Below are 22,926 nucleotides of genomic sequence, written 5' to 3'. Positions count from 1 at the left end.
GATAATTTAATATATATATAAATTCTTATCTTTTCTATCTAACAAACCAAATGTTGGTACGATTGTTGCTTTTAAAAAAATGACAGTTTCTACTGTTCTAATATTATTCGCTAGCCTTTTTGATTTCTGATGCAATAAGCTTTGCTTATCTTCTCTATGTTCTATAAGCCCGCCGATTACCATAATTTCACCGCTCTTAATTTTTAACATAGAGTTCATTTCTCTGATTTCAACAATTGGAATGTCGCTATTTAATTTCATTTTACTCTGCTGTGCGACGTACTCTATATCTGGATCTTTAGTGTAGCCGTTAATTCTTGATAAAGTTGGATGTATATCCATGAATATTTCACTAGTATCAATGTTAATGCTTGGGTGGATTATTAGCACAACACCTATTGGGACGCTATTCATCTTGGTAATTAAGGTCTGATTAGAGTTTCTAGTATCTTTTTGTACATCGGAGGTAAAATAAATATGGTTTTTAGTAAATGAAATCATCGCTTGCTGATTATTTATAGCATGTACTCTGGGGCTTGAAATTACAGTTGAAGTGCCAAATTTGTCTAAATTTTTTACTAAATCTCCTAGATCATTTGCACCAAAGTTCATTGCTAGGTTAATAATGGAGTTATCTTGATTTATTATAGACTTAGTTCCATCTTGTAAGTCATTTAAGTTCATAACAGAAAGGTATTTGTCATCTAGCACAACTTCAACTATTTTTGCCTCTATCATTACTTGAGAAGACGCTAACTTCTTAACCTTATTAATATATTCTTCAACAGCTTTGTGGATATCTTTTCTAGCATTCAAAATAATAACACCAGCTTCTCTGTTGGATGAAAGGAATTCGCCATCATCCACCCCGTTAACATCCATTATTGCATTCAAGCCTTTTTCTAATGAATTCCATAAGTCACTACTGTATTGAGACTTCATAACATTGTTATAGTCCCTATCAACGTTACTTCCATCACTGTTAGTAATATTGTTATTAATGACGAAACTGCTTTGAGCAGAATGTTGAATATTGATGAAGTCTACGTAATAATTTTGTGCGTATGGCAAGTCCTGCTCAATTCTAATTACACCATTACTTGTTGAGTAACGCAGTTTGGCGCTATTTGCTATACTCTGAATTACTTCGTTTATATCCTTATCTTTTAGCTTTAAAATAATATTACCTGATATTTTTGGGTCCATATCCAAGTTAACGTCAGAAAGTTTTCCTATCTCAATCAGCAAATCCTTTACTGATACTTCTTCACTAACATTAATAGAAATAAGCTGATTACTGATTGTGAGATCGGGAAACTCTATTGGTAAAGGCATAATTTCTGGTATTGCCGGTTCATTAATCTCCAAAGAGGTGTTATATTGTTGCAACGGATAATCGTGCTTATAATTGTCTATGTTAATAGGATATTGCTTGGTAGGTAGATGTGTGCAAGAAATAATGAAGAGGAGTATTAAGCATTTAAAAATAGCCATTAGAACAGCATACAAAATCTATACTAATAGATTTCTATAAAAATATTAAAAATGTATTTAATCTCATTTTCATCGAGCAGATAATTGTCGTGTATTAGCTTTGGCTATGTATTTTTTGTATACTCTTCTTGTACTTAAATGTAGACCAGCATAGCCCTAATTTTTTTATATATTTTACTTCTTTCTCTGTATTTAATAATAGGCTTGAAAATAAATGGTAAGCCTATAATTGTGAAGCTTAGAGCTAGGGTTGAAAGTATACAACAGGCTTTGTGTTTACTATGTAGCTCTTTCAGATAAAGCATCAAAAATCTACAAAATTTTTTGTAATTTTCTTCGATGTTTTTTTTGCTATGAGCCTTGCTAATGAACATATCTATTGCGGTATGACCGTTATTGCACTTAATGTTAAGGTCTGCACCTTTTTCTGTTAACAACTGAGCTATATCAAAATAATCCTTTTGAACAGCAAGATGTAGAGGTGCAAAACCTTGTTGCTCACAAATGTTCATATTGGCTCTAACTTCCAATAACATTTTCACAATTTGTGTATGGCCTTTTTTAACTGCGAGTAGCAAGGGACTTCTGTTACATTTAGTAACAGCATTAACGTTTACCTTAAGCTTCAATAAGAGCTTAACTGTTTTAGTGTTACCATTATGGCTAGCTTTATGCAGCCTAGCGTTACCATTAAAATCTTGATCGTTTGCTTCTATTCCCTTTGAAACAAGAAATGTTACCATTTTTCTATTATTATGCTCAATAGCGCAATCTAACGCATCAAAACCATGGTTGTTTTTTGTGCAAAAAAACTCTTTAAGTTTAATTTTATCGTTACTTGCTTGCTGTTTTTTTGCAATAAATTTTACTATTTGCATTTTGTTGTTATACACTGCTAGGAAAAGCGTAGTGTTATTTTCTGCATCTTTGGCTTCTATATTTGCACCTTTCTTTATCAGATATTCTATAATTTCTGCTCTGCTGTCATAATGTGCGGTGCATTGATAAATGGTTAAAAACAAAGGAGTACGAAAATTGTTATCTTCACATTCGAGATTTGCTCCGCTATCAATTAAAATTTGGACGCTTTTTTTAGAACCGTATAGTGAAGCTATATGAAGAGGAGTATAGCCCTCTTTGGCATCTTTTTCATTAATTTTTGCGCCTTTTGTTATCAAAAAATCTATTAATTCCGTGTCATCTTGTAGTGCAGCAAGGTGCAGTGGAGTGAATCCATTTTTATCCTTGGAATTAATTGTCAGTTGGTTAACAAAAAGTTTAGCAACTTTCTTGTGTCCATGCATAATGGAGTAATGCAGAGGGTTTCTATTTTCGTTGTCTACGACATTGAAATCAGCTTCGTGCTCTAGTAATGACTTTACTCCAACTAAATCGCCTTCTTTTGTGAACTTATGCAAGAGAGTGATTCCACTTGCATCTTTTGAGTTAATATCAAATCCATTTTCTACTAATTGGTTTATATCTTCCTCACGCGCCATATCACTTAAATCTCTAATTAAACTCTTTTCGCGTTAATAATACTCCTACTTGATTAAGTTTAAATGAATCTGTGAGAAATGGCTAGTGCATTCTTGCATAACAAACTTTTGGCAGCGCATTGGATGAAACGAAAAACTTACTTGACAAACTCCGCCAGCCCTCTTATCATGAAACTGAAGCTATTTGTTTATCTTCGCAATCTCTGCGGTGGATTAATGACAAAAAACTTAATGTATTTGGCGTAAATCATGCTTAATTTTTTGCACTATGTGCACCTCATGTCTTTATAAAACTTTTAGGTTTCTACCTATACAAGCCGAAACGCGCTTATAAAGTGTTTAAGACAGTAAAAGACGTCAAATAGACAAGGGAGAATTTGAATACTAGCTGCCCTAGGTTTTCTTTACCTTTTTTTTATTTGGTAAATTTCTTAACATTTATAGCTAAACGACAACTGTCATCCCTGTAAAGGTCAAGTATCCCGCTACTTGTTAGCGGGATCTAGAGATACCGTGACGGTATGACGTAGGATTGCTGTCATTCTGCTACTTGTTAGCGGCTGAGATACCGCGAATGAATCGCGGCATGACGGTTCGCGGTGGCATGACGATAAGCTCGTCATCCCGTTACTTGTTAGCGGCTGAGATACCGCGAATGAATCGCGGTATGACGGTTAGCGGCGGCATGACGTAGAATTGCTGTCATTTCGCTACTTGTTAGCGGCTGAGATACCGCGAATAAATCGCGGTATGACGGTTAGCGGTGGCGTGACGATAAGCTCGTCATTCCGCTACGTGTTAGCGGCTAAGAGATATCGCGGTGGTATAGCTATAAATTGTTGATATCTTTTTTATATCACATTTTTAACTTACAATAGTTAGCCAGCGTTCCTTACATTAACCAAATCTTTCAAATTCTGCACTCACCACTACCTATAACTCACTTTCACGCAATATTGATCGTTCTTAAAAAGCAATCTAACATTTTTTATTCCTTGATTGCGAAGCTTTGATGCAGCTGACTTAGCAGCCTGAGCACTTTTAAAAAATGCAACATATCCCTTACTTTCTGCATTGTCTTGTTTTGGGTGACGTTTCTGTATTTCTTTTTCATACTGCTTTCTGTAATAGGGAGTATTTTGTATCAATTGTTCTGACATCTTTCTTAGGTATTGGACTTTTACTTTTGCAAGCCCAGATTTATGAAATCCTAAGACTTGAGCTGCTTTTTCTGATAAGTCTATTATTCTACCTTCAATAAATGGTCCTCTATCGTTAACCCTTGTAACAAGCTTTCTTCCATTTTCTAAATTAGTGACAAGAACAAAGCAGGGTAGGGGCAAAGTCTTATGCGCTGCAGAGATCAAGTGACGGTTAAACGCTTCACCATTTGCTGTAAGTGTGCCATGATCTTCTATTCCATACCACGATGCTATCCCTATCTCTTCATAGTGTTTACAGTTTTTTGGATAATAAGTTATACCATTTATTGTGTAGCTGCTGCCAATTTTATAATGACCTGCAGTGCAGTTAAACCTGTTGCTAAAACTGCAGCTACTTATCAAAACAAATATTAGACATAGAAAGGTTAGGTTTTTTATCATTGTATTCGGTAAGAGGGTTCGATACTATGAGGATTTTAAATTATACTATAATAAATTTAGTAATGAGTAAACATCTACTGCTAAATATTAACAAAACTCAAAAAGGAATAATACATATTATTGGTATAGGTGGAATCGGAATGAGTGCCATTGCTGAAATTCTTCACAATTCCAATTGCAAAGTTCAAGGCAGTGATGCACAATCAAACGACAATATAAATAAGTTACAAAAGCTAGGTATAGAGGTTTTTATTGGTCACAATCCTAATAATATAAGCCAAGCTCAAATAGTTGTACATTCTTCTGCAATAGAATCTGATAATGTGGAGTTAATTGCGGCAAAAAATAACAATAAAACCGTTTTGCATAGATCAGACATACTTGCTGAAATTATGAAAGGTAAATATGTGATAGCGGTTTCAGGTTCAAGCGGAAAGACAACAACAACCGCTATGATTGCTTCCATTTTTGATCATTCTGGCATTGATGCGACTGTAACTGTAGGAGGGATATTAAATTCCTATAAGAGCAACTTCAAACTTGGAGGGAGTGACACTTTTCTGATCGAGGCTGATGAGTCTGATGGAACTATGCTAAAAATCCCTGCAAAGATTGCTGTCATAACAAGTATCAACAATGACCACATAGATTATTACGGCACATTTGATAATATCAAAAATGCATTTTCCCAATTCGTGAATAATGCAGGTTCTGCAGTTTTACCTGATTCTGTAGACATCGATTATGATGCGGGTAATTCTATAACGTTTGGGTTTGAGAATGGTAGCATAAGAGCCAGCAACATTAAACAGCATGCTAACAGCATAGAATTTGATGTGTTGAACAACTGGATTCCAGCATTACGTGCTGTAATGACAAAAGGAAAGTGTACAGAGATGTCATCCCAGTGCGTGACAGTGGGATCCAGCCCTTTAAAAAACATAGTACTATCAAATGCAATTGGAATTCACAAAGTAAGCAACGCCCTAGCTGCAATATCAGTTGCGATAAAGCTCGGAATTAGCGATGCAGATATTAAAAAAGGCCTTTTGGAATTTCAAGGAGTAGCAAGAAGATTCTCTTTGATTGCCGATATTAAAGGTGTTAAGTTAATTGAGGATTATGCCCATCATCCAAATGAAATATATGCAACTTTAACGGCTGCACGTTCGATTACTAAAGGAAAAGTAATAGGAATTATCGAACCACTTCGTTTTGCCCGCATTCGTAATTTTTTTGATGAATTCATACGAATTTTCATGATGTTTGATTATGTCATCCTCACTCCTGTTCATCCCCCAGAAGACAAGCCTATTCCTGGTTGTGGGATTGATGATATACAAAAAGCTTTAATCAGTAATGGATTTAATAACACAAAAATTATGAATGATGCTTTGCTCATTTCACATTTTATTAGTGATTCGACAAGTCCAAGTGATATAGTATTATTTATTGGTGCTGGTAGTAATATAGCTAAATTGGCAAAGGAAACTGCAGCACTTATTGCGGAAGTTAAGGTTTAATGTAATGAATAAGATAATCAATAACGTATTTGCAAGAGAAATTTTAGATAGCAGGGGTTACCCAACCGTTGAGGTAGAGATTGGGCTCTGTGATGGAGCAGTAGGCAGAGCATCTGTACCTTCTGGAGCTTCAACCGGTAAATTAGAAGCCTTGGAACTCAGGGACCAAGATGAGAAAAGGTATTGTGGTAAGGGAGTGCTGAAAGCTGTTCAAGCTGTAAATGGGATAATAGCAGATGAAATCATTGGAATGAATGCAGCGGACCAAAATGCAATTGATAAAGCATTAATTGAACTGGATGGAACAAAAAACAAATCAAAACTTGGAGCAAATGCAACTTTGGGTGTGTCTCTTGCAGTTGCAAAAGCAGCAGCAAACAGTTTCAAAATGCCGCTATATAGATATTTGGGAGGAAAGCAGACGAGTGTTATGCCGGTTCCACTCATTAACATAATTAATGGTGGAGTACATGCAGACAATAAGCTCGATTTCCAAGAATTCATGATTCTTCCGGTCGGTGCTGAGACTTTCAGCGAAGCGATTAGAATATCTGCGGAGGTATTCCACAACTTACGTAGCATTCTTAAGAAAAAAGGTTATAGCACAAATGTAGGGGATGAAGGTGGTTTTGCACCAAATATTGAAAGTACTGAAGAAGCACTTGATTTGATCATATACGCTATAGAATCAGCAGGTTATTCAGCGCAAAGTGATTTTGCACTAGGCCTTGATGTTGCTTCATCTACTTTTTATGAAGATGGAATTTACAAATTTGAACACAGAGATCTTACTTCAGAAGAGTTGACTGAATATTATTGTAATCTTGTGGAAAGATATCCAATAATTTCTATAGAAGATGCAATGAGTGAAGACGACTATGAAGGTTGGAAATTACTTACTGCAAAATTGGGGAGTAAAATGCAATTGGTTGGGGATGATTTGTTTGTTACAAATTGTGAACTGATATGCAAAGGAATAGAGGAAAAAATGGCAAATGCTGTACTGATCAAGCCAAATCAAATAGGGACGTTAACAGAAACTTTTGCTGCTATTGAAATGGCAAAATCAAATGGCTATAAAGCTGTTGTTTCTCATCGCTCAGGTGAAACAGAAGACACAACAATATCTCATATAGCAGTTGCGTCAAATTGCGGGCAAATAAAAACCGGGTCGCTATCGCGTTCTGATAGACTCGCGAAGTATAATGAGCTAATGAGAATAGAAAGCACGTTAGGAAAGGATGCTAAATATTATCGTGGGTTAGCATGGGTTTTATAGACGAAGTAAAATTGTGTTTAAAAGCCGGTGACGGTGGTGATGGCTGTGCAAGTTTTCGTCGAGAAAAGTTCGTTGAATTTGGTGGTCCAAATGGTGGTAATGGAGGAAAGGGTGGAAACATAGTTTTCATCAGCGACGCTAATCTCAACACTTTGCTTCATTTTCGTTATAGAAGACACATTAAAGCAGATAGTGGAAAAAATGGTGCAGGCAGGGATAGATCTGGCACAGCAGGGAAAGACGTTATACTTAAAGTTCCAGTCGGTGCACAAATAATTGATGAAGAAAGTGAAGAGATAATAGTAGACCTTGACAAGCCTGGTATGGAATTTCAAGTAGCACAGGGTGGAAAAGGTGGACTTGGAAATACTAATTTTAAATCTTCTACTAATAAGGCACCAAGACATTTTACTTACGGTCAGCCTGGCGAAGAAAAACATGTATTATTAAAACTAAAAGTTTTATCAGATGTTGGAATTATTGGCATGCCAAACGCAGGTAAATCAAAATTTTTGACTCGCTGCTCAAATTCCGATACAAAAGTAGGCGATTATCCATTTACCACCGTAAGACCTCATTTAGGCATGGTAAAAGTGGATGATAGCGAAGTTGTAATAGCAGATATTCCTGGAATAATTACTGATGCTCACCTTGGAGTTGGGCTCGGGCATAAATTTTTAAAGCACATAGAAAGGTGTCAAATTTTACTTCATTTAATCGATGTAACTCACGATGACGTTGTTTCGGCTTATAGTTGTATCCATAATGAATTGGAACTTTACAATAGTGATCTTGTTGAAAAAGAAGAGATTGTAGTATTAAACAAATGCGACTTATTGAGGGAAGCAGAAATTCTGGAAAAGAAGAATCACCTAGCTAATTATCTCAATAAAGAAGTGCTGTGCTTATCAATTAATGGCGATTTACAGCCTATTTTAAGATTATTAAGTGAAAAATTGAAAAAGAGTAATTCTAAGGAAATCGATGTATATGATCCTTTTAAGATGTGAATTTCATTTATTTTATCATATAACTAGAATATATTTGTACGAACATTTGTTTTTGTTAAACACAACAAATCCCAGTGTCAGCTACTTGCATCTACCACACAACTGTACGAACATTGCAATTTGCAGGCAATTTGCGTGGCAGATGGTGTCATCCCAGTGCCCAGACACTGGGATCCAGCCTTTTCATAATCATCAAAACGTTGTATTTTAACATAAAACGGCTACTTTTATGCTTACCAACTTAATAAAATTTCTGGATCCAAGTGTCAAGCACTGTGATGACATCATAGGGGCGCTGGGATGACACCCTCCTGCTAGACAATGTTCGTACAGTTGTACAGGTATCTAAGTGGAGAAAGTCACCTCTCCCCACTCGACTGCAGAACCGTACGTGACAGGTTACCGTCATACGGCTCCTCTGCAATTTGGTGCTTGTCATGCACACTTCCTGTGTAAAATATCGTGACAATGTCCATGTAATAATAATAAATTTTTGATCATATTATTTTTCCTATTTTGGTCTTTATGGTGTATTTCTAGAATATCATCACTCTTGAACCAAAGTTGACATTGATCACATTTGCCTTGTTGTAACTTCAACAGCTTTATTACTCTCGGTGATTTATCTAGTATTCTATTAAGACGATTCCCCCAGTAAACCCAATCACCATCGTATGGAGATTTGGTTCCTTTCACTTTGATATGTCGCTTAATAACATGATCTCCGTGTCTTATAAGATTCACTTCGTTACTTGTCATAAATCGCCAATTATCATTACCATACTTCTTGAAGTACTTTCTTTTGATCCAGCATTTTCCTTTGTTTGGGTGTTTATATAACGCCCACTTCCAAAGTTTTCTGAACATTACACTGTCGATAAGATTAAATGTTTCACTTGAAACTACACAAGAGTAATATTGACTCCATCCTCTAATAATTGGATTAAGTACTTTAATTACTATTTCTTGTGTTGCTCCCCTCAATTTTCTAATCTTATGTTTGATAATGAAATTATGCTGTTTTATAGATTCACGACTTGGTTTGATTAATAACTTGTAACCTTTCTTATTATTTCTTGTTAGGTAGTGTCTTATTGAAAATCCAAGAAAATCAAATCCTGGTTTATCCCCTTCTAAAGTATGGGAAATCCTTGTTTTTGAAGGTTTTAGTTCTAATCCAATGATTTTTAACCATTCTTCGATTAGTACCTTTGCCTTAATAAGGATCTCCTCACTCTCATGTATAACAACAAAATCATCAGCATAAAAAATTATACTAAGAGCTTGTTGTGCCCGTTGCTGCGATGCTGTACCATACTTTCTTCTTCTATATAGAAAAAGTTCACTTTTTAATGCTTCTTTAATATATTGTTCCATACCGTGTAATGCTATACAAGCCAATAATGGAGAGATAGTTCCTCCTTGAATTGTACCACTCTTAGTTGGCTGGAAAATTCTATTTTCTATTACTCCTGCTCTCAACCATCCTTTTATTGTTTTTCTTAATGTTGGTGTGGTATTGAGTTTTTCAAGCAATGCATAGTGTTTAATATTATCGAAACACCCTGAAATATCAGCATCTAAACAATATGCTGTTTTCTGACTTAGTGCATTGAATATGGCCTTCATAGCATCGTGACAAGATCTACCAGGTCTAAAACCATAAGTGTTCGGCTCAAATTTTGCTTCCCATTCAGGTTCCAACGCCATTTTTACAAGTGTTTGTTTTGCTCAACACGATATAGTGGGAATACCAAGGGGACGACGCTCCAATGGCTTGCCAGGTTTTGGTATCCAGACTCGTCTTGATGGTTTTGCTCTTCCTCTTAAATCCATAGAATTTGCTAATTGCATTCTTTCTTTTTGGTCGAGATTGGCTTTCCCATCAATACCTGCAGTCTTTTTCCCTCTATTGTCCTGTGTTACTCTTCTAACTGCGAGCATTCTTGCACTTGTTGATTTGAGTAATAATCTCTGAAGATTATGCATCTTTTTGATATCATTACATTTAGAAGCTTGGTAAATTCGTTTTTGTAGCTTAAATGAAGATTTCTCCAGCTTACGCCAAGAAATTTCATTCCATTCATACCTAACATTTTGTTGGCTCATAACATATTCACTACTACTCATAACTTTACCTTCCAAATTACAGTGTTTACGTCTGCATATCCCAAATATTACTTTGGGCGTTAGCTTCTTAAACAATCCTTCCACATAGAAGCTTACGGTTGGCTACCTGCTTATATCTAAATAAATATAAGAGCATCTATGCGGTTACTCCGTTCCATGATTTTGTTTCATGTTGGACTTAGGTTCTTACTTTTTGCCGGAAGCTGAGAACATCCATAATCAAGTGGTAGGATCTTGATTCCTCTTTGCGCTTCTACCATTTTGGTCTATGCGTATCAACCTTATTTCGCATATTCCTGCTGACGACAATTCAAACATAAGTTCCTTTCGTAACCTTATCCAACTCTGTTTGCAGGGATTTACCATAAGGTTAGGTATTACCTGCTTTTGTCTCATGCTTGCATCCCAGAAGTTGCCACTTTCTAAAATGTGAGACATACTTTATCCCTGATGTTTAGGGAAGATGGAATTTAACCACCACAAAATCACGACTTTCGGGTCGCACCCTACCATGCACGCAAGGTGTAGAGGTATGCATTTATTTCCATATTCCTCAGCATTTACGTCTGCTCCTGATTTTATCAATTCCCTCACGATTTCTAGACGTTTCGCTAATGCTCCCCAGTGTAACGGTGTAAAACCCTTGTTATCTCTCGCATTGACTTCCGCTCCTTTCTTGACTAGAAAACTTACTTTTTTTCTTGTCGACATTCTTGCTGCCTTATGTAGTATCGTTTCCCCTTTTTCATCTTTTTCATTAATATTCTTAAACGAGTTGTCTAATAATTCATAAAATGACTTATTAAAAGCTTCTCTCTTTTCCTTGCTAAACCTCATTACATACCTCACTATAAAAACATAAGCCAATTTGGCTCACTTCAGTGCAAGATCAATTTTTTTTGTTTACTTGCTACTATTTAAGTTATGCGTGTTTTAGTATAAAAAGGCAAGTCTTTTTTCGCGTAGTACACCTTTTTTAACTAAATACTAATATAGTATATGAAGATATAAATATATATGCTTAATGCATTAAACATATTACTTGTTTCTCTTCCCAACTTCTGTTCAAATGACGGTGTTCGTGCCACGTTAGTACACCTGGGTAAAACACTAAAATGTAATTTTCCGGTTCATGTATTGAATCCTTTTGCTCTGAATTTAAATCGCTTTCAAAATGAACATTGTGTTCTGCTAAACCAAATCTTATAACTTTTTGGTTGGTAAAATCTTCTACCTTGTAGTGGTGAGTAACGCTAAACCTTTCTAAAATTGGCTTGTATTTTAAATTCCACAGTTCTTCAGATAGTTTGCTACTTCCCAATACAAATTTATTTCCTCTTTCTTCTACTCTACTAACTGGAAAGCACGCATTTATGTCTCCTAAATCCCAACTATCCGATAATATAACTTGCGCTTTCGCAAACTTAATTGCCGGTAATAAGCTCTGTGGTAGCGGATATAGCGCTTTGAAGTTATACCACACATGATTTCTTTCATAAATACCGTTATAATTCTTTGTGTGAGGTTCGGTTTCTCCAAGTATTGCTACATCCAACCGATATATATCATTGCTTAAAGCTCGTTCATAATGATCGCGTAGATAGTTTTCTACAATCCTAATAACTGGACCATGAGACATGAAAAAATTTACTCTTCCAAATGATAACACTGGTCCATCTTTTTCGATCTTTGTACCAGAGTAGTCTGATAATAAGCTGCCAAAAAAGCTTTCATCTAAAATAAATCTTCCAATATTATAGTGGTCATTGAAAAGCCTCATTAACCTCGATCTTGCAGGTAGTGATAGTTTTGCTAGTTCTACTACTGCATCTACAAAGAAATCATTTGGTACATCTCTTATCCCTATCTATAATTCAAAAAAGTGTTCTCCAGGTGGCTCTTCAATAATTGTAATATCTTCTATATTTGCCCATTTTAATGCTATTTTCAGCGATGCTGGTGTTCCTCTTAAACGCTGAAATTCTACCCCTTCTTTTATCGCTCTTCTTTTCTCTTTTGCCCAACGCAGAATCTCTTCTAGACCATATCCCTCTACTATCCATGGCAATATTTCATCTTTAGGATTAAACTTAAATCCCCTTATCCTGCTTGGTTCTACTTTGTAATCTATTACATCAACCAGCGCTTTTTCTTGCTTTGTTGCGTTTGGCGGTAATAAACTTTTCATTTGCTTTTTTTTCTGTAATGCTTTAACTTTCTTTTTTATTTAGGTAACCCATGAGTAAGCAAGAGATCATTGCAGAACTGATAAAAAACAAAGATATTCTCGGAATTAAAAATACTTTCTTTGATATTTGACTATATTGTGAATACCTTAAAAAATAAGTTGCAACACTTAGAAGATGGAGAGTCTTTTCGTCTGCATAACATTGGCCGTTTTTATCTTTAACTCCCGTATTGCACGTAATCCTCTCACTGGTACAATTCCCCCAAATACGTTTCAAATCTCACATTTCCTCTAACTTGACGTAGCCGAGGGCAGCACACTCATTCCCCAGTACCACAACATCCTCCTTTGGCTCTATTAATTCCACGTTTTCTACTCCTTCTACGAACAAATTCGCTATAATCCACGACCTTGTGACACTCCATCCGAGTCTTTTGCTTGCTTCAAACTTTTCGATAAATTTCTTTTTCACTGTTTCAATAATATCTGGTCTTTTAATGCTAATTTTACTGTGAATAACTATTTCTATAATATTGCAACCAATTACTGTTATCGTATCTGTCAATACCCTTATATCATCCCTGGTGACTCGCTTTCTTACAATATCAAGTAGTTCTTCAGATACTATGCCATTTGTGGATAACTCCGTGGATAAAATCGAGATCTCTACACTCCCTGGCACTTTTGATTCAACCAGCGCATCCTTTACTCTTCTATCTGCTGAGAGTGCATGATATCGATAATATTCTTTACTCCCTCCAGTTAACCAGCCTTTTATTTTTGCCTTGATTCTTTTTCTAAATCGTTCGTCATCCTCTTCTTTTTCTCTTTCAACTCCGTAAAATTCAGCTAAATTATCAAGATCATTTCCCGTCGCAAACTTAAGTAAATTACTTTTTACCGCTTCATTTATTCTTTCTCTCAGAAAAAGTTCTCGCCATGCTGCTACCTCTAAAATCTTTATTGCTGGGTCACTTTCTACTAATGCCGTAAAACCTTCATCACGACTTACTAATTCCTCTTTCATCCGAGAAAAAATCTCTTCAAAGTTCAGTGGTTCGATAATATTTGGCTGCTCCATCTCTATACCACAATCCCATCAAAATGAATATTTTTTCCATTTGGCAAGTACAATCCTTCTAGATCAATCGTTACTTTCCCTTCTTTTACTTCTGTGATTTTTACCTTTTCGAGTTTGAACCTTGTTTCCCACTTTTGTAGTGCTTTCGCTGTTGCCGCATAAATTTCTAACGTAAAATCTCTATTTATTGGCCGATCAATTAACTCAAATAGCCTTGAGCCATACTCCCTCCTCATTATTCTGCTGCCTATCGGCGTGGTTAAAATATTAACTATTGATTGCTTTAAATGTTCTATTCCTTCAAGCTCTTTTCCAGTTTTATTGCTCATCCCTTTCATTTTTAGCCTGCAAACACGTTTTCACTTCCACTTATTACCTTGAAACCACAAGATACTGAATCCCCAACTCTTCCTATACCATGACCATTTGCAAACACTGCTTTCGACCCTTGTGCCATTACCTTATTTTCACTAAAACTATCTCCTTGCCTACAAATTGGTCTACTATTCGCAAATACATCACTGCTTCCACTTATACAAAAATGCGGCAACGCTTCCCCGCAGTGATCTCCTAGGCATATAACTGATTTATTCATTCCTTTTCCTAATTTAGATTTATTCTTTGTGCCTTAAGTTTTATTCCTTCCTTTGTTATTTCTATACTTGATTTCCCAACTTGCAATGTTATTTTATCTACTACGTCAACTTCAAAATGATGCTTTTCCTTGTCGTACAATAACTTTGTCCCATCTTTAAATACCACACTACTTATTTCCTTTTTATTCTCTGGAGGCGGATATTTCTCCTGATATATTGCTGGTAATACTACTCCCAAAGATAATTCCCCGAACGGCGATAACACTACTACCTGTTCATCAATATTCGGTGGTGACCAGCTTTCAGCTCGATAAGTTATCCATGGTAACCAATCTGTTAAAAATTCTCCTACTTTGACCCTTACTCTTGCTTTTTCATAGTCTACTTCTTTAACTAGACCTATACGAATAATATTCGCTAACTTCCTATTCAGCTCTGAAATTGCAAAATTATGCTCTAACATTTTCGCCAACACTTATTGTATGTGGTATGATACCAGTTTCTGACCACACTGACTTCCATACATGGATTTCATGCACCCATTCAACCATCCACACTAGATATGTATCCAACTCTGGCCTAAAATCATCTCCTCCTGCTGATAAAAACTCTCCAGGTGCAATATTTTTCACGTTCCAAGTATTTTTGTTTACTACTCTTGCTACTTCTGCTGCTAATGATCTCACAATTATCGAGGCATTCTCTACTGTACTATCAACTACAATTCTTGCTTCAAATCTTGCTCTCAGCGCGAACTCCTCTGTTCCTGGATCTTTTCCTTGCTCTAAACTTGACAATTCTACAAATACCGCTGGCGCTACTATTTCCCTTCTTATCATTGGATATACTTCACATGTCTGTATCGCTGGTATTTCTTCCTGTAGCATTGTACAAATCTTCTGATGTAGATCTCTCCAAAACATACATTATGATCCTCTTAAAATAAAATTAAGTTCATGGTCGAAATACTTCTCAAATACTCTTTCTGCTTCATTTTCAGCTAACTCTTTCATTATTTCCCGAGCTTGCGTGTTTACTTTAATTTCATCTATTGGCAACGGTGTCATGTACCTTCTTTTGAATATTCCTATATGACCATTTTTCATTGTTGCTATAAATGCTCCTTCATACGTACGGCTTCCTACCTTTGCTCCTATCTTTGTCTGTTTTATACTCCCAAGTTTTGCTACTCCTATCCACTGCGAACTGAGCTTTACTACTGACCATAAGCGCTTTCTATTTGCTTTATCCACACTTAACTTTTTTCTCATTGCTTTTTTTGGTATTTGTTTTTCTTCGCCAACTTGTTTAACAGTTTGCGATCTTACCCACAGCGCTGTTTTGTTTAATGCCCTCACCGTCGCTTTTTCCACTTTCGCTTTCTCTGCATCTATGCTTTGCATAACTTTTTCTATGCTACCGGTCACTTCGATGTTAATACGCATTTATACCCTCAACGCTTGAATTTTCCAGATCATTCCAGAGTTATCTCTGAGTGGCGGTGAGTGTACTTTGTATCTACGGTCACCAATAATAAAGATATCTCCTACTACTGGCTGCAATACATCAAAGACACTCACCTCCAAAATCAATATCTCCCCTACAAATTGTCCTTCACCAATCTCGTATAATTTATCTGGCTGTTGTTTTAATATTTGCACCATATATGACTTATCCTTTGATTCATACAACGCTTGCTGCCCTAGATGTGCAAAACAATCTGCAAATAATCTTTCTATTTTTCCTTGCATATTTTACCTTTATGCACTAATCTCTACATGCACGCTAAGAAGGGGCATACTGGTAGCGCAGTCTCATACCTCACCACTTTTATAGTTGCTCTACCAGTATTGTTATGCTGCAATGACTTTGATTAATGTTTCTGGACGATGGCACATTGGTAAAGAATTTGACTGCGTATGTAAATCGGTCCCTCTATCAAACCTTCTTAGCTCTTGTTTTGCATAGAGCGGTTGTCCTAGTGTGTTTACTGTTTCATTAAAGTCCGCTGGCGCAAAGTAAGTAGTAAATGTATTAGCTGTACCAAGTGGAAAACAGTGTCCCGTGTCTTTTTCTATAAACCTTCTCACGTTTCCTTCAGGGTCAGTTGCTTGTCCTCTATACTCCTCAAATGTTATTCCACAGAATGTAAATCCTGATCTCATATCGTTCCTTAGCGCTGCTCCTTCTTGCCATCTCTCATATGCTTCTTTTACTTTGGTATGAGAAGTTAAAGCATCAAAAAACTCAGGACTTACCAGCGCATGAATCCCAGTCATATATTCACCACTTAAGTTGTCCTCAACATGGCGCAATACTTCCAGACATTTTCTTTTTACATCTGTCGTTGCTGTTCCCAATGCGAAATTTACCACTTTTGGCGTAATTTCAAATTCGTTGTAAACGCTTTCAGTTCATTCTCTGACCCAAATGCTCTTATCCCTTGCACTTCCTCAGGTAACACTACATCATCATGTGGAATATGCGGAATTATGAATGTTCTTATTTTTCGTTTTCCACGTTTTCCCACTGTTGCTGGTGCTCCCGGAACTTGCGTTGGTAATAAACTCAATACTCCGTTTTGCTCTTCTATTGTAATATGTCGAAATCTTACCGATCTACTTGGAAATAAATTTAAGCTTTCTGTTCGACCATAATTTATCGGCAATATGTTTATTGCTTTAGTTAATTCCGTCATACTAAATGCTGGATTTGTAAATGGATTTTGCATTTTTTCTCCTTATTTTCCCTTAATAGTGTTTTTAGTTCCGTGCTGGTTTTTAGACACCTTTACGGATGATGATACCTTGTGCTTCAAGTTGTTTATTGCTGCAGCTTTTTGCTCCTCAGTGATATTTGCTGGCCACACAACTGCATGATCCGCTAGCATTGCTATACGTGTAATGATTACCGCTTTGGTAGTTTCCGTTGCGTTTACATCACTTGTTATTACACCTATCGCTGTTTGCGTTCCATCTGTCGCTGCTAAGTTTATAATTTTAATTAGATCATCTTTATCACGACCAACAACCGTACCAAGCTTTAGGTTTTGCCCCTTTGCTACTGTTATTTGGTCTCTTGAATATAAATTTGATGCCTCATACTTTAATAGGTCACCAAGGTTATTTTGTTCGGTTATACAACTCATAAATTTTTCTCCTTTATTTTCTACTTTCGCTGCTTTTGTTAACGGGCGATATAGCCTGTTTACCGCGGCGTTTATTATTGCTATATTCCGCGGTAAAAGATAGATTGCTTATAATTGGCTATTCTGGCGTGCTTTAGCCACTTGCATCATTAAATCTTCTGATGAACTTTGTGGTATTGTACTTAGTATCTCTGTCTTCTTCGTTCTCTCCGCCAGTATCGACATTAATATCTCTTGCGCTTGTTTGGCATTTACATCCTGCTCAATAAATTCTCCTATTTTCTCTGGCATCTTTGATAAATTACATAATCTTATTACCTCTAATACTTCCTTGCGGCAACTCTCGTACCCTAAACATCTTCCTTGTTCAATTAGATCATCAATATCTATTGCTTGTTCTTTTATCTCAACTTTGTTCATACTATTACTCCTATAATTATCAATAAATTCTGAAAACGTTGTAATTCCATCAGCAAGACCTATCTCTATTGCTCTCTCACCAAAATATAGCCCTGCTTCCGTTGATTTGATTCTTTCCGTGAACAAATTTCTGTTTCGTGCTATGAGCTGGACAAACATCTCATACAGGCGATCTACTTCCTTTTGTAAGCTTTCCAAACTCTCAGATGTTATCGGCTCATGCGGATTTAAATCGTTTTTTCTCTTTCCTGCAAATACTGTGGTATATTTTATTCCCTGTTTTTCATCAAACCCACTTTGATCTATATGACTTGCTATTACTCCTATGCTTCCAACTCCTGAAGTCCTCGTTACCAATACTTTTTCAGCACTTGACGCTATTGCATACGCCGCAGAATACGCATCATCATTGGTCATTGCGATGATCTTTTTTAACTTTCTCGCTTTGTAAATAAAGTCGGAAAGGTCGAATAAACCGTTTACTTCTCCTCCAGGGCTGTCTATATCCAAAATTATTGTTTCTACTTCTTCATCTATTAAAGCTTCTTCTATCTCTTCACGTATCTTCTCGTATGGTGTCATCCCTAAAATATCATCAAAAGCTTCTGAATTCTTTGTCAAGATTCCATGTACTTTTATTCCCTTTTTACTATTTCTTATTACATGTTTTATGTTTTTAAACGTTGGATGCTTCTCTGCATGTAATGACAATAAATCAAAGCTTCTTTGCTCTATCATCATTGGTCTATTTAGCCACATCGCTTATATTATCTCTTGATTAGTAGTAACGTCAGAATCAAAACTTAATCCCAATTCACTCGCACGTCTTTGATCTTCAGCAATTTCTTGATCTATTTCTTCTACATCATAACCAAGTTCCGAAACCACCTCCGACCTGCTCTTAAACCCATTCCTTACTGCCATTTGCTGTGCTTGCTGGTCTTTTAGTGGATCTACGTAAGCACACCCTTGCGGTATCCATTTTACCTCTTTTGCTGTTTCTTTTGCCCAATTTTCACCTATGTCCAGTTCTCCAGAGAGTAGTGCTAATTCTAGCCACCTATCCCATACTGGCCGGCAAAGCTGAAATACTACCACGTTATGCTGTAACATTGCGCACCTCCGGCGAAACTCTATTAACCCTGCTCATATCGATGAATAATTGACCCCGGTAAGATCTCCTGTTAGCTGCTCATACGTTATTCCCATGCCTACTGCTATTGCCCTGAGCTGCTGTTTCATGAATGCTTCATAACTTCCCCCAACGTCTGATGGTTCCGAGAACTTAATATCTTCTCCGGGATCAAGTAATTGCATAGTCCCAGGTTCTAAGCCAGACAGCGCTACTCCATGTTCATTACTCTCTCCTTCTCCCATGATGTTCGCTTCAGGATCAAGTCTCGTAATAAACCCTGCAAACATCGCTGCTGTCTTTTTTCTCACCAGCTCTGCATCATCGTATTGATCAAGTTCATAGAGCTTTAACAGTACACTGGACAACCACGGTACTCCTCGAATCTGCGCAGGTCTTAGTGGTCTGTAAATATGTAAAACATCATTTGCTGGTACTCTAACTGATTCTCCAAATGATCCTTCACCAGGGTGCTCTCGAAAAAGGTAATACGCCTCTCTTTGCCCCAATCGGTTAAATTCAATCCCGTTTCTTATTACATTACCGTTGGCAAGGGTTTGATTGCTCTTATTGTCTAAATGCTCTGATTCAAGTACTTGCAGTTGCAACGGCACACAAAGACCATCTTCTCGTTTTCTCGTTCTCAGCCGTACAAAACATTCTCCTCCTTCTATCATGCTCCTACAAACCAAAGCTTGTAATCCATAAAAATCACTCACTCCGCTACTGTCTGCTTCATCTGTCCATCTCAGCCATAATTCTTGGATTTTTTTCCGAAACTCTCCATCTTTCGCCTTTGACTGCGGCTTTATTCCTGTCCCAACGCAATTACTCACTATCGTATCGATTATGTTTGCCGCATAGGAGTTCTTTCTTACCATGTCACGTGACCGACTACGCAGGTGTTCAAGGCTCTGGGAAAGTAAGCTATTTATGCTTCCTGACTCTGGTTGAAAGTGCAATAATCTTCTGCCAGATCCAGCTCCATCCCATGCTGAACCTTTTGGTTTTGGCCGCTTGTGGAATAATTGCTTGAATGATTTCAATAACATCATGATATCCAAAAATCTTGTAACTCTTCCAATGTCCCGTTGAATTTGTTCCTATCGCATGGTCCTATGCCTTCTATTGAATTTGGTTTAGGACCTGTTTTACCATCGGCATAAAGTCCATTTTTTCCATCCTATTGGTAGTGTTGGCTCTCCTCCCCATTTTGATAACCATAGTGGGCATTCAGTTAGAGTTGGAGTGGTTGAGAAAATACGCATTTCCATAAATTAACGGCAAACGTCCCGTTACTACATAAACTCGATTAACAAAGTCTTCCGCTTGTTTTGCTGTTATACTTTTTCCATCTTTATTTTCTTCAATGTCGAGGGCTAGCAATATACTTGAACTATCGCCAATTGTTTCGAGAAAATGATCAGCTTGGTCTCTGCCGTTCTCCCCGATGCCAAAATGACACGCACCCCACATCAAACTCTCTTCTTCAGCGGATTTTCTTCTTTTTGCATACTCAGGATCTACGTACTTTACTCCTTGCGTTGCTTTGTGCATGATGCCCACTATACCATCTTCTTTCACCAGCTTAAAATCCACACTTTTATTCCAATGGGAAATGTCTATTATTGCATTTACAAGCATCCCTGGTGTACCAGTGGCTATAATATACTTTAAATGCTCTAAAAAGTCTGGGTATTCATTTTCCATCATATAACTTCTCATATAACTCCTTTACCAGTTGCAATAACAATCTTTCTCTTCGGCTTCACACCTGCGACTTTCAGCTCAGATTTAATGCGTTGTCTTAAGCTCAAGAGGTCATTTATCTGCACTTCTCCGTACCTAACCACATGATCGCCATATGCAATCGATACTACCCGTTTCCCGCTTTGCAGCTTCTTGATTGCTTTTTCTACTTGATCTAAATATTCTTGGCTATACATCAACTTTTCTCACTCAACCATTGACTCCTTCTCACTCTCTTTGACTTTTTAGCTTTTTCACCTGCTAAACTTTCCCATTTACTCTCTGGCCACCTATCTATTCCCAGTGCTATCGACGCTGCTCTTGCGTAAATTCGGCAATCTAATACTTCATTTCGGTCTCTTATCTTTTGCCACTCTTGTTTGGTATACCCTTTTACTACCTTGCTGACTAATTGCTCTGCCGTTAGCTGCTTAAAATATTCAGGTGCATACTCGGGAAAATGACAATACCCTGCTGGCACTTTCTCTTCTTCTTTTAAAACATTAAGTAATTGAAAAAGTTCTGACTTTAATATCGATACTCCTACTGGCCACGGCTTCATTCCTCTCTTTAGCTTTTGTCCGCTAACTGTTACATCTACTCTACTTGGGCTGCTAAGTGGCACTAGCGCTTTGTTTGCCCCTTTTACTGCCATTACTCTTCCAGAGCCTTGATGACTTCTTACCCAATTGTATACTTCTTGTGTTGCATACCCAGCATCTACCGCCATCATACTTATCATGTATTCAAGCCCGTTTTCACCGATAAAATGATGATTCAAAAGCTCTGACAGTTTTCCCCATACTTCTCCACTTCCAGTATCACCTTCAAATACCTGGTAGTCTATTGACCAACTTTCTCGGTTTCTTCCCCATGCTACAATTTCCGCCTCTAAACGATCTTTTTGTACATCAACCCCTGCCGTTAACACTATTTTTCCACCTTTTGACACCGTACCTATCGGAAAATTTTCTCGACGCTCAAATAGTTGCTTCCAGTCTGGTACTTCTCCTTTATCTACCCAGGTTTCTCCCAGTGTTGTATTTATCCAAACTTTCAGTAATTGTTCATTTTCCTTCGCATGCAGATAATCTTCCACTGCTTGTTTCCAACTATACCAGCCTACTGGGCTATACAAACTCGATAGATGAAACCCTTTTTTTTCACCTTTTATTGGATTAGTAGGCCTCCATTCACCTCTAGCTAGCATCTCTGTTTTTTGATGATTTTCTATTTTGCCGTTACACTCTATACACACATAGTGCGCTGTATTTGGATTTTTATCTTGCCACTTTATTTGCGGCCATTTCAGCACCTGATAGTGATCACAATGTGGACAAGGTACAAAAAAGTATCGTTTATCTGAACTCTCAAATTCCCTCTCTATTCTGCTTATTCCGTGAAACGTTGGCGTTGAAACCAAGAATATTTTTCTCCGCATAAATGTATTAGTTCGAGCAATGCTGAGCAAAACTGGATCTCCTTCTCCTCCTGAACCTCCTGGATATGCATCTATTTCATCAAGAAAGAGGTATTTTACTGGCATAGATCTCAGTCCTACACTGCTATTTGCTCCGGTTATTACTACAATTCCTCCCGGAAACTCTTTGCTTTGTACTGTGTTACCTGAATCTCTTGATCTTGGGTCTTTTACTTTATCTTTTAAACATGGTGTGCTTTCAATAAGTGGTGCAAATCTTCCCTTGGACCAGCGCTTTCCCATCTCTACTGTCGGCTGTACTACCAGCATTGGCCCTGGTGTTTGGTCGATAATATAGCCTATCCAGTTGTTCCCAGCTTCTGTTCCTCCAATCTGCGCTCCTTTCATGAATACCACTTTTTCAGCCGGCGAAGATGAAGATAGTGAATCCATTATTTCCTTAAGGTACGGCGTTCTCTCTGTTCTCCATTTCCCTGGCTCTGATGATGCTATCGTTGAAAGTTGACGATTTCTATCTGCCCACTCTGATACTTTTAGCGGTAGATCTGGCCTTAATCCTGCATAGAAACTACTACTATAGATCATTTGCTGCAATTGTTGTACTTTTAAGGGAAAATGGTATTTTTTGTCTG

At 37.1% G+C, this 22,926-nt stretch carries 23 protein-coding genes and 4 pseudogenes; 4 read left to right on the top strand and 23 right to left on the bottom strand.

Annotation, left to right across the window (positions count from 1 at the left end; translation table 11 throughout):
- Positions 1–6: 6 nt before the first annotated feature.
- From ONI09_RS04995 to ONI09_RS04985, 3 genes are all read right to left on the bottom strand, one after another.
- Positions 7–1,494, bottom strand: a complete 1,488-nt coding sequence (locus tag ONI09_RS04995; protein WP_265013864.1) for a type II secretion system protein GspD — start codon at positions 1,492–1,494, stop codon at positions 7–9.
- Between the two features lie 134 nt (positions 1,495–1,628).
- Complete coding sequence (locus ONI09_RS04990; protein ID WP_265013863.1) at positions 1,629–2,993, bottom strand: ankyrin repeat domain-containing protein; 1,365 nt, start codon at positions 2,991–2,993, stop codon at positions 1,629–1,631.
- Positions 2,994–3,922: 929 nt separating this feature from the next.
- Positions 3,923–4,597 carry a septal ring lytic transglycosylase RlpA family protein gene (locus ONI09_RS04985; protein WP_319803722.1) on the bottom strand — a complete coding sequence of 225 codons (675 nt, stop codon included), beginning with the start codon at positions 4,595–4,597 and terminating at the stop codon, positions 3,923–3,925.
- 26 nt (positions 4,598–4,623) lie between these two features.
- On the opposite strand from ONI09_RS04985, the gene murC reads away from it, so the two are divergent.
- From murC to ONI09_RS07005, 4 genes are read left to right on the top strand one after another with little or no spacing between them, the layout of a single operon-like run.
- Complete coding sequence (gene murC / locus ONI09_RS04980; protein ID WP_265013862.1) at positions 4,624–6,120, top strand: UDP-N-acetylmuramate--L-alanine ligase; 1,497 nt, start codon at positions 4,624–4,626, stop codon at positions 6,118–6,120.
- A 4-nt stretch (positions 6,121–6,124) separates the two neighbouring features.
- Positions 6,125–7,399 (top strand): phosphopyruvate hydratase, encoded by a 1,275-nt coding sequence (eno, locus tag ONI09_RS04975; RefSeq protein WP_265013861.1) that lies wholly within the window; start codon positions 6,125–6,127, stop codon positions 7,397–7,399.
- A complete protein-coding gene (gene cgtA / locus ONI09_RS04970; protein ID WP_174515741.1) occupies positions 7,387–8,409 on the top strand; it encodes an Obg family GTPase CgtA in 1,023 nt (340 codons plus the stop codon). Before eno ends, cgtA begins: the two co-directional genes overlap by 13 nt.
- A 52-nt stretch (positions 8,410–8,461) precedes the next feature.
- The gene (locus ONI09_RS07005; RefSeq protein ID WP_237357337.1) at positions 8,462–8,620 is read left to right on the top strand and encodes a hypothetical protein; all 159 of its coding nucleotides are present in this window, start codon (positions 8,462–8,464) and stop codon (positions 8,618–8,620) included.
- A gap of 30 nt (positions 8,621–8,650) precedes the next feature.
- On the opposite strand, the gene ONI09_RS04960 is transcribed toward ONI09_RS07005, so the two are convergent.
- From ONI09_RS04960 to ONI09_RS04865, 20 genes and pseudogenes are all read right to left on the bottom strand, one after another.
- Complete coding sequence (locus ONI09_RS04960) at positions 8,651–8,818, bottom strand: hypothetical protein (RefSeq protein WP_265013860.1); 168 nt, start codon at positions 8,816–8,818, stop codon at positions 8,651–8,653.
- 26 nt (positions 8,819–8,844) lie between these two features.
- Positions 8,845–10,119: a reverse transcriptase domain-containing protein gene (locus ONI09_RS04955; protein ID WP_265013706.1), complete on the bottom strand. Its 1,275-nt coding sequence runs from the start codon at positions 10,117–10,119 to the stop codon at positions 8,845–8,847.
- A gap of 21 nt (positions 10,120–10,140) precedes the next feature.
- Complete coding sequence (locus ONI09_RS04950; protein ID WP_265013707.1) at positions 10,141–10,539, bottom strand: reverse transcriptase N-terminal domain-containing protein; 399 nt, start codon at positions 10,537–10,539, stop codon at positions 10,141–10,143.
- A 219-nt stretch (positions 10,540–10,758) separates the two neighbouring features.
- Positions 10,759–10,977 carry a hypothetical protein gene (locus tag ONI09_RS04945; RefSeq protein WP_265013708.1) on the bottom strand — a complete coding sequence of 73 codons (219 nt, stop codon included), beginning with the start codon at positions 10,975–10,977 and terminating at the stop codon, positions 10,759–10,761.
- Between the two features lie 3 nt (positions 10,978–10,980).
- Positions 10,981–11,376: an ankyrin repeat domain-containing protein gene (locus tag ONI09_RS04940; protein ID WP_265013859.1), complete on the bottom strand. Its 396-nt coding sequence runs from the start codon at positions 11,374–11,376 to the stop codon at positions 10,981–10,983.
- Between the two features lie 184 nt (positions 11,377–11,560).
- A pseudogene (locus ONI09_RS04935) lies at positions 11,561–12,727 on the bottom strand (phage tail protein).
- 280 nt (positions 12,728–13,007) lie between these two features.
- Positions 13,008–13,808 (bottom strand): baseplate assembly protein, encoded by an 801-nt coding sequence (locus ONI09_RS04930; protein ID WP_265013858.1) that lies wholly within the window; start codon positions 13,806–13,808, stop codon positions 13,008–13,010.
- Between the two features lie 2 nt (positions 13,809–13,810).
- Positions 13,811–14,146 (bottom strand): GPW/gp25 family protein, encoded by a 336-nt coding sequence (locus tag ONI09_RS04925; protein WP_265013857.1) that lies wholly within the window; start codon positions 14,144–14,146, stop codon positions 13,811–13,813.
- Between the two features lie 2 nt (positions 14,147–14,148).
- Positions 14,149–14,403, bottom strand: a complete 255-nt coding sequence (locus tag ONI09_RS04920; protein WP_265013856.1) for a PAAR domain-containing protein — start codon at positions 14,401–14,403, stop codon at positions 14,149–14,151.
- An 8-nt stretch (positions 14,404–14,411) separates the two neighbouring features.
- Complete coding sequence (locus tag ONI09_RS04915; protein ID WP_265013855.1) at positions 14,412–14,867, bottom strand: phage baseplate assembly protein V; 456 nt, start codon at positions 14,865–14,867, stop codon at positions 14,412–14,414.
- Positions 14,854–15,327: a hypothetical protein gene (locus ONI09_RS04910; RefSeq protein WP_265013854.1), complete on the bottom strand. Its 474-nt coding sequence runs from the start codon at positions 15,325–15,327 to the stop codon at positions 14,854–14,856. Before ONI09_RS04910 ends, ONI09_RS04915 begins: the two co-directional genes overlap by 14 nt.
- Before the next feature lie 3 nt (positions 15,328–15,330).
- Positions 15,331–15,849 carry a phage tail protein gene (locus tag ONI09_RS04905; protein ID WP_265013853.1) on the bottom strand — a complete coding sequence of 173 codons (519 nt, stop codon included), beginning with the start codon at positions 15,847–15,849 and terminating at the stop codon, positions 15,331–15,333.
- Positions 15,850–16,155 carry a head-tail joining protein gene (locus tag ONI09_RS04900; protein WP_265013852.1) on the bottom strand — a complete coding sequence of 102 codons (306 nt, stop codon included), beginning with the start codon at positions 16,153–16,155 and terminating at the stop codon, positions 15,850–15,852.
- Between the two features lie 102 nt (positions 16,156–16,257).
- Positions 16,258–17,135, bottom strand: a pseudogene (locus ONI09_RS04895) (major capsid protein).
- Between the two features lie 49 nt (positions 17,136–17,184).
- Positions 17,185–17,552 (bottom strand): annotated as a pseudogene (locus tag ONI09_RS04890) (head decoration protein).
- A gap of 108 nt (positions 17,553–17,660) precedes the next feature.
- The gene (locus ONI09_RS04885) at positions 17,661–18,731 is read right to left on the bottom strand and encodes a S49 family peptidase (protein WP_265013851.1); all 1,071 of its coding nucleotides are present in this window, start codon (positions 18,729–18,731) and stop codon (positions 17,661–17,663) included.
- Positions 18,732–18,734: 3 nt separating this feature from the next.
- A pseudogene (locus tag ONI09_RS04880) lies at positions 18,735–20,156 on the bottom strand (phage portal protein).
- A 181-nt stretch (positions 20,157–20,337) separates the two neighbouring features.
- Complete coding sequence (locus ONI09_RS04875) at positions 20,338–20,829, bottom strand: glycoside hydrolase family 25 protein (protein ID WP_265013850.1); 492 nt, start codon at positions 20,827–20,829, stop codon at positions 20,338–20,340.
- Positions 20,826–21,050 (bottom strand): gpW family protein, encoded by a 225-nt coding sequence (locus ONI09_RS04870; RefSeq protein ID WP_265013849.1) that lies wholly within the window; start codon positions 21,048–21,050, stop codon positions 20,826–20,828. The genes ONI09_RS04875 and ONI09_RS04870 overlap by 4 nt, the downstream gene beginning before the upstream one ends.
- On the bottom strand, positions 21,050–22,879 hold the full coding sequence (locus tag ONI09_RS04865; protein WP_265013848.1) for a phage terminase large subunit family protein: 1,830 nt from the start codon (positions 22,877–22,879) through the stop codon (positions 21,050–21,052). The genes ONI09_RS04870 and ONI09_RS04865 overlap by 1 nt, the downstream gene beginning before the upstream one ends.
- Positions 22,880–22,926 lie beyond the last annotated feature (47 nt).

Origin of the sequence: Wolbachia endosymbiont of Drosophila pseudotakahashii (assembly GCF_026015925.1) — a bacterium.
Classification (GTDB): Bacteria; Pseudomonadota; Alphaproteobacteria; order Rickettsiales; family Anaplasmataceae; genus Wolbachia; species Wolbachia pipientis.
The sequence above is the reverse complement of the archived record's forward strand: the minus strand, read 5'-3'. Positions and strand labels throughout refer to the sequence as shown.